Origin of the sequence: Streptomyces sp. NPDC006261, from assembly GCF_040613515.1 — a bacterium.
Classification (GTDB): domain Bacteria; phylum Actinomycetota; class Actinomycetes; order Streptomycetales; family Streptomycetaceae; genus Streptomyces.
The window spans coordinates 171,989-179,136 of sequence record NZ_JBEXSI010000007.1 but is presented as its reverse complement, the minus strand read 5'-3'; the positions used below and the strand labels follow the sequence as shown (position 1 = coordinate 179,136).

5 protein-coding genes are annotated in these 7,148 nt (G+C 75.9%); 4 read left to right on the top strand and 1 reads right to left on the bottom strand.

Going from position 1 to position 7,148, the window contains the following annotated elements:
* The first annotated feature begins 135 nt into the window (after positions 1 to 135).
* Positions 136 to 3,084: a LuxR C-terminal-related transcriptional regulator gene (locus tag ABZ154_RS06645; RefSeq protein ID WP_356829698.1), complete on the top strand. Its 2,949-nt coding sequence runs from the start codon at positions 136 to 138 to the stop codon at positions 3,082 to 3,084.
* Positions 3,085 to 3,208: 124 nt separating this feature from the next.
* Positions 3,209 to 4,534 carry a helix-turn-helix domain-containing protein gene (locus ABZ154_RS06640; protein ID WP_356829696.1) on the top strand — a complete coding sequence of 442 codons (1,326 nt, stop codon included), beginning with the start codon at positions 3,209 to 3,211 and terminating at the stop codon, positions 4,532 to 4,534.
* A 6-nt stretch (positions 4,535 to 4,540) separates the two neighbouring features.
* Here ABZ154_RS06640 and ABZ154_RS06635 read toward each other — a convergent pair whose 3' ends face one another.
* The gene (locus ABZ154_RS06635; protein WP_356829694.1) at positions 4,541 to 5,173 is read right to left on the bottom strand and encodes a TIGR03085 family metal-binding protein; all 633 of its coding nucleotides are present in this window, start codon (positions 5,171 to 5,173) and stop codon (positions 4,541 to 4,543) included.
* A gap of 84 nt (positions 5,174 to 5,257) precedes the next feature.
* Between ABZ154_RS06635 and hisI the strand changes: the two genes are divergently transcribed.
* Together hisI and ABZ154_RS06625 are read left to right on the top strand one after the other, a co-directional pair.
* Positions 5,258 to 5,641 carry a phosphoribosyl-AMP cyclohydrolase gene (hisI, locus tag ABZ154_RS06630; protein ID WP_356829692.1) on the top strand — a complete coding sequence of 128 codons (384 nt, stop codon included), beginning with the start codon at positions 5,258 to 5,260 and terminating at the stop codon, positions 5,639 to 5,641.
* A gap of 11 nt (positions 5,642 to 5,652) precedes the next feature.
* Complete coding sequence (locus tag ABZ154_RS06625) at positions 5,653 to 7,146, top strand: anthranilate synthase component I (RefSeq protein WP_356829690.1); 1,494 nt, start codon at positions 5,653 to 5,655, stop codon at positions 7,144 to 7,146.
* Positions 7,147 to 7,148: the final 2 nt, after the last annotated feature.

Sequence of the window (7,148 nt, the reverse complement as noted above, 5' to 3'; positions counted from 1 at the left end):
ACCCGGACCACCGGCGCCACCGGCACTGTGCCCGCGCACAGTGCCGGAGCCGTCCGGCTGGGAGCCCGCACCGCCCCGGCCGGGTCGCCGGACGCGCGTCTTCCGCCCCCGCTCGCACGGTCCTACCGTGCCGGTGTGACCTCATCGACGACCGTGCGCAGTCCGCTCCGGCTGTACGGCCGCAGCGGTGAACTCGCTATTCTGGAAGGCCTGCTGGCCCGGCTGTGGCAGGGCGACGGCGGCGCCCTCGTCCTGACGGCACCGCCCGGCCTCGGCCGCAGCGCGCTGCTGCGCGGAGCGGCCGCCGCCCACCGGGCCCGCGGCCCGGTGCTGTACGCCACCGCCGCCCCCGGTGAACGCGGCCTGCCCCACAGCGGCCTGCGCGCCCTGCTCTGCTCGGCGACTCTCACCCGGCCCACCCCGCAGTCGCTGCTCGCCCGGCTGCGGGAGCTGGGCGCCGACCGCCCGCTGCTGGTCTGCGCCGACGACGCCCACGCCTGGGACCCGGCCTCCCGGACCGCCCTCAGCTTCGCGGCCCGCGGGCTCGGCGCGGGCAGCCGGGTCGCCGTCCTGATCACCGCTGACGACGGCCCCGCCTTCGCGGGCCTGCCCGCACTCCGCCTCGGCCCACTGGACGACGACGCGGCGGCAGCGCTGCTGGACCGGCTCACCGGGGGTGGGGAGGGGGTTTCCGGCAGTGTGGAGGGACCTGGCCGTCGCGCGGGGGAGGGCCTTGCCCGTGGCGCCGGGCTTTCCGGCAGCGCAAAGGAGCCCGGCCGTCGCCCGCCAAGGCTTCCCGGCGTTACGGAGGGACTCGACCCGGTCGTCCGCGCCGAGCTCCTCCGGGAGGCGGCCGGCAACCCGAGCCTCCTCACCGGGCTCACCCGCCACCTCACCCCGGACCAGCTGGCCGGGCGCACTCCGCTGCCCTGTCCGCTGCCCGGCGCCGAGGGTGTGCTGGCCGCGCACGGGGACCGCCTCGACAGGCTCCCGGCGCGCACCCGGGCGCTGCTCCTGCTGGCCGCCGCCGCCCAGGAGCACGAGCCCGCCGGCGCGGGAGCGGACGCCCTGCTCCTGCTGCGCGCCGGCACCCGGACCGGGCTGCCCCGGGACTTCCTGGACGGCGTCCTGTTCGGCTCGGCCGCCACCGAGGGGTTCCTCCAACGGGCAGGCAGCCGGGTCCACTTCAGCCACCCGCTGGTCGCCCGCGCGGTCCTGCACCACGCGCCGCCCGCCCGCCGCCGCGCCACCCACGAGCTGCTCGCCACCCTGCTGGCGGAGACCGGCGACCGGGCCACCACGTCGGCGCCTCCCGACGACCGCCCCGCCCCACTCACCTCCCTCGTCCAGCTGGCCTGCGCCGCCCCTGCCCCGGACACCGCGCTCGCCGCCCGACTGGAGGCGGCCGCGACCGCCCCGTACCCGCACGCCGAACGCTCCTCGGCCCTCTCCCGCGCCGCCGCGCTCACCACCGACCCGCCCCTGCGCTCGGCCCGGTTCGCGGCGGCGGCCGAACAGGCGGCCCTCGCCGGAGACCCGGCCCGGGCCCGCGCCCTGCTGGCCCGTACGGGGGCAGCGGGGGAGGGGGCCACCGCACCCCGCCACGGCCTCGCCCCCTACGTCCACGGCATGCTCGCCCTGCGCACCGGCCCCGCCGCCGACGCCCACGAAGCCCTCCTGGCCGCAGCCGTCCTGCTCGGCCCGTACGACCGCCGACGGGCCCTCGACGCCCTCCTCGGTGCGGCCGAGGCGGCCTGGGTGACGGGGGACGCGCCCGGCTACCTGGAGGCCATGGGCCGCATCGACCCCACCCCGTACGACCGTGCGTTCGCCTCCTACCGGGCCGGGATGTGTGCGGTGCTCGCCGGACGGACGGGGGAAGGCCGTGACCTGCTCCGCCGGTGCCTGGACCCGGTGGATCCCGCCACCGACCCCGCCGCCCTCCTCCGTTCCGGGGTCGCCGCCCTCGTCCTCGGGGAGGTCGCCGCCGCCTGCCGGACCGGGGCACGGGCGCTCGCCGCCGTACGGACCAGAGGGCCGGACGCCCTGCTGCCGCAGGCCCTGGAGCACCTGGCCTACGCCGAGCTGCGGGCCGGGCTCCACGCCGGGGCCCGCGCCCACGCCCTGGAGGGGCTGTACGCCGCACGCCGTACCGGGCAGCCCAACAGCTCCGTCCACCTCCACGCCGTCCTGGCCCTCGCCGCGTCCGTGGAGGGGCCCGCCGAGGCCTGCGCCGCCCACTGTGACGCCGCACTCGCCGGGGCGGGACCGCACGGGCTCGCCCAGCCCGCGACCCTCGCCACCTGGGCCCGGGCGCGGGCCGATCTGGCCGCCGGGCGCTCCGAGGAGGCGGCAGCCCGGCTCGGCCCGCTGGTGCGCCCGGGGCCCCGGCAGGGCCACTTCGCCGCCCGGATGCTCGCCGTGCCCTGCTACGTCGAGGCCGCCGTCCTCGCGGGCCGGGGAGCCGAGGAGGCCGATGCACTCCAAGCCGCCGTGGCCGAGTTCACCGGCTGGACCGCCCGGACCGCCGACCCGCAGGCCCCCGCCCAACTGGCCCGCTGCCGCGCCCTGCTGGCGCCCACGGAGGAGGCCGACGCCCGGTACGCGGAGGCCCTCGCCCACCACGACCGGGCGGACGGCGACTTCGAACGGGCCCGCACCCAGCTCCTGTACGGCCAGTGGCTGCGCCGCCGCCGGCGTACCCGCGAGGCGCGCACCCCGCTGCGCGACGCCCTGGTGGCCTTCCAGCGGTGCTCGGCCCGCGCCTGGGCGGAGCGGGCGGCCGGCGAGTTGCGGGCGGCCGGGGAGCAGGGCCCGTCGGTGCGGTCCGCCGCGGACGGGGCGCTCTCCGCGCTCACCCCGCAGCAGCAGCGCATCGCCCGCTGCGTCGCCGAAGGGGCCACCAACCGCGAGGTCGCACTCCGGCTCTCGCTCAGCCCGCGCACGGTCGACCACCACCTCCGCAACGTCTTCGCCGCCCTCGGCATCCGCTCCCGCACCGAACTGGCCCGCCTGCTGGGCCCCCGGGCCGAAAACAGCGGGTGGTTGCAGGACCGTGATGACAAGTTCCGCGCAAACCCCTAGGTACCGACCGGGCGGTATGCCATTCTGCGGGCGTCAGGATCATTCGGCTGTGCTCGTGCCCTGCCGGGCCGGGTACTCCGAGCCGGCCGATCGCACAGCCGGCCGATTCCCGGTGGAGGCCGCCATGCCACAGGTCGTACGTTCGCGGATCGCGGTGCCGTCGCCGCACGGCACCCACCCCGCGACGCCGTTGCCCCAGCGCTTCCGTTCGTTGGCCGACCGCGAGTCCGTGGAGGTGCTGCACCGGGCCGCCCGGATCCTCGTCGCCTCGCTCCCGGCGCTCACGGACCGGCTGGTCGAGGCCCTGTACGAGCAGGAGCCCGGCTACCGGGCGGCCATCGACTCCGGCCGGGCCGAGGTCTGGCAGGAGGTCCACCACTCCCTGCGGCACAACGTCGGCTCGCTGATCCAGCCCCGGGAGTTCCGCGAGGCCGCCCACCGCACCTCCCGCTGGATCGGCGAAATCCGCGCCGGACAGGGCGTCCCGCTCGACGCCGTCCTGCACGCCTTCCGGTTGGGCGGGGCGATGGTCTGGCAGGACCTGGTGGACGAGACGGCCCGGCGCGAACCCGACGACGTACGGCTGCTCGTCCATGTCGCCGCCGATGTGTGGAACTTCGTCGACGAGCACTGCGGGATCGTCGCGGACGCCTACCGGCAGGCCGAACGCCGGCTGTCCTGGCGCCGCGAGAACCAGCAGCGGCTGATGGTCGCGGCGCTGCTCGACGGGACCGCCCGGATCGCGGACCTCTCCGAGGCGGCGGCCATGCTGGGACTGCCGGAACAGGGGCGGTACGCCGTGCTCGCGGTCGCCTCCGCCCCGCGCGGGCCGCAGCAGCCGGGGCCCGCCGCCGCCCGGCCCCCGCTGCCCCTGCCGGCCCCACTGCCGGGGGCACTCCCGGGCGCCGGGCCTCTCTGGCACACCGGTCCCGACGCCGAGTTCGCGATCCTGCCGCTCACCGGCGAGCCCGGCGAACTGCACACCATCGCCGCCGCGCTCGACGCCTCCGCCCACACCCCCGCCGGCACCCGGGCAGGCATCGGCTCCGCCGTCGAGGGCCTGGCCGCGCTCGGGGACGCCCGGCGGCTGGCGGAGACCGCCCTGCGCGCCTGTCCCTCCTCCGGGGGCACGGTCCTGCTGGACGAGCACCTCCCGGACGCCCTCGTCGTCTCCTCCCCGGCCCTCGGCTCCGCCCTCGCCGACCGGGTGCTCGGCCCGCTGGACCGGCTCGACCCCTCGGACCGGGACGTCATCCTGGAGACGCTCACGGCCTGGCTGGACACGGACGGCTCGGCGCAGCGGGCGGGCGCGCGGCTCTACTGCCACCGCAACACCGTCCTCAACCGGCTCCGCCGCTTCGAACAGCTCACGGGCCGCTGCCTGACCCGCCCCCGGGACGCCGTCGAGGTCTCCCTCGCCCTGGCGGCCCGGCGGCTGCTGGGAACGTAGAAGCCGCTACATCCCCAGCGCGGCCTGGTGCAGCCGGTCCACCGCTTCCTTCTCGCCCTCCACCTGGACGTCCGCCGCGTCCTGCCGGCCGAACGCGAACAGCAGCAGCTCCGAGGGCTCCCCGGTCACCGTCACCACCGGGGCGCCCTTGTGGGCCACCGCCGTCCGGCCGTCCGGCCGTCGCAGCACCAGCCCCACCGGGGACCTGCGCCCCAGCATCCGGGCGGTCTTCTCGGTGTGCGCCCAGAGCACATCGGCGAAGACCGGGTCCAGCTCGCGCCGCGACCAGTCCGGCTGGGCCCGGCGCACGTCCTCCGCGTGGATGAAGAACTCGGTGGTGTTCGCCGCTTCGTCGATCTGCTTGAGGGACATCGGCGAGAACCGGGGCGGGCCCGTACGGATCAGCTGGACCAGCTCCTCGTACGGCTTCGCCGCGAACTCCGCCTGCACCCGCTCCAGCCGGTTCTTCAGGGCGGCGATCAGCAGCCCGCCCGCCGCGTCGGCGCGGCGCTCACGGACCACCACGTGGGCGGCCAGATCACGGGTCTTCCAGCCCTCGCACAGGGTCAGTGCCTCGGGACCGGCCGCTTCCAACAGATCGGCGAGCAGAAGACGTTCACGCTTCGCATGGGTCGACATGCCCGCCAGCGTACGACCGTCACCCGGGGTCCGCCCAGTGGACGTCCGCCCGGAGACCGATCGCGACCACGGCACAATGGGCCCATGACCAGCAGCACTCCCGGCCCCACGCCGCCCGCCAGCAGCCTCGACCCCGCGATCGCCGCCCGCCTCCGGCGCGGCGCCGACGGTCTGGTCCCGGCCATCGCCCAGCAGTACGACACCGGCGAGGTGCTGATGCTCGGCTGGATGGACGACGAGGCGCTGCACCGCACCCTCACCACCGGCCGCTGCACCTACTGGTCGCGCAGCCGCCAGGAGTACTGGGTCAAGGGCGACACCTCCGGCCACATCCAGCGGGTGAAGTCCGTCGCCCTGGACTGCGACGCCGACACCGTCCTGGTCAAGGTCGACCAGACGGGCGCCGCCTGCCACACGGGCGACCGCACCTGCTTCGACGCCGACGTCCTCACCCTCCTCGACCAGTAAGGTCACCGGCCATGGACCTCGACACCTTCCGCAAGCTGGCCGTCGACCGGCGCGTCGTCCCCGTCAGCCGCCGACTCCTCGCGGACGGCGACACCCCGGTCGGCCTCTACCGCAAGCTCGCCGCCGAGCGCACCGGCACCTTCCTGCTGGAGTCCGCGGAGAACGGCCGTACCTGGTCGCGCTACTCCTTCATCGGCGTACGCAGCGACGCCACCCTCACCGCCCGCGACGGCGCGGCCCACTGGCTCGGCACCCCGCCCGTCGGCGTCCCGGTCGACGGCGACCCGCTGGAGACCCTGCGCGCCACCGTCGAGACCCTCCACACCCCCCGCGACCTGGTGAGCGACGCGGGCCTTCCCCCCTTCACCGGCGGCATGGTGGGCTACCTCGGCTACGACGTCGTCCGCCGCCTGGAGAAGATCGGCGAGCACGGCGGCGACGACCTGAAGCTCCCCGAGCTCACCATGCTCCTCACCTCGGACCTCGCCGTCCTCGACCACCAGAACGGCACCGTCCTGCTGATCGCCAACGCGATCAACCACAACGACCTCTCCACCGGCGTCGACGAGGCCTACACGGACGCCGTCGCCCGCCTGGACGCCATGGAGCAGGACCTGCGCCGCCCGGTCGAGAACGCCCCGGCCGTCCTTCCCCCGTCCGAGCTGCCCCCGTACACCGCCCTCTGGGGCGGCGAGGCCTACCAGGGGGCCGTCGAGGACATCAAGGAGCGCATCCGGGCGGGCGAGGCCTTCCAGGTCGTCCCCTCCCAGCGCTTCGAGACCCCCTGCACGGCGAGCGCCCTGGACGTCTACCGGGTACTGCGGGCCACCAACCCGTCCCCGTACATGTACCTCTTCCGCTTCGACGGGTTCGACGTCGTCGGCTCCAGCCCGGAGGCCCTCGTCAAGGTCGAGGACGGGCGGGCGATGGTCCATCCGATCGCCGGGACCCGGCACCGGGGCGCCACCCCGCAGGAGGACCAGGCGCTCGCCGAGGAGCTGCTGGCCGACCCCAAGGAGCGCGCCGAGCACCTGATGCTCGTCGACCTCGGACGCAACGACCTGGGCCGGGTCTGCGAACCGGGCAGCGTCGAGGTCGTCGACTTCATGTCGATCGAGCGGTACTCCCACGTGATGCACATCGTCTCCACCGTCACCGGCCGCGTCACCGAGGACCGCACCGCCTTCGACGTCCTCACCGCCTGCTTCCCCGCAGGCACCCTCTCCGGCGCCCCCAAGCCGCGCGCCATGCAGATCATCGAGGAGCTGGAGCCGAGCCGCCGGGGCCTGTACGGGGGCTGCGTCGGCTATCTCGACTTCGCCGGGGACTCCGACACCGCCATCGCCATCCGCACCGCCCTGCTGCGCGACGGCACCGCGTACGTGCAGGCCGGAGCCGGCGTCGTCGCCGACTCGGACCCGGTCGCGGAGGACAACGAGTGCCGCAACAAGGCGGCAGCGGTGCTGCGCGCCGTCCATACCGCCAACCGGCTCCGCGACCGCTGAGG

What these genes read in the sequence shown, in the direction of transcription:
- ABZ154_RS06640 (WP_356829696.1), top strand. Translation starts at nt 3,209, where the DNA reads ATGCCACAGGTCGTACGTTCGCGGATCGCGGTGCCGTCGCCGCACGGC.
- ABZ154_RS06635 (WP_356829694.1), bottom strand. Translation starts at nt 5,173, where the DNA reads ATGTCGACCCATGCGAAGCGTGAACGTCTTCTGCTCGCCGATCTGTTG.
- hisI (WP_356829692.1), top strand. Translation starts at nt 5,258, where the DNA reads ATGACCAGCAGCACTCCCGGCCCCACGCCGCCCGCCAGCAGCCTCGAC.
- ABZ154_RS06625 (WP_356829690.1), top strand. Translation starts at nt 5,653, where the DNA reads ATGGACCTCGACACCTTCCGCAAGCTGGCCGTCGACCGGCGCGTCGTC.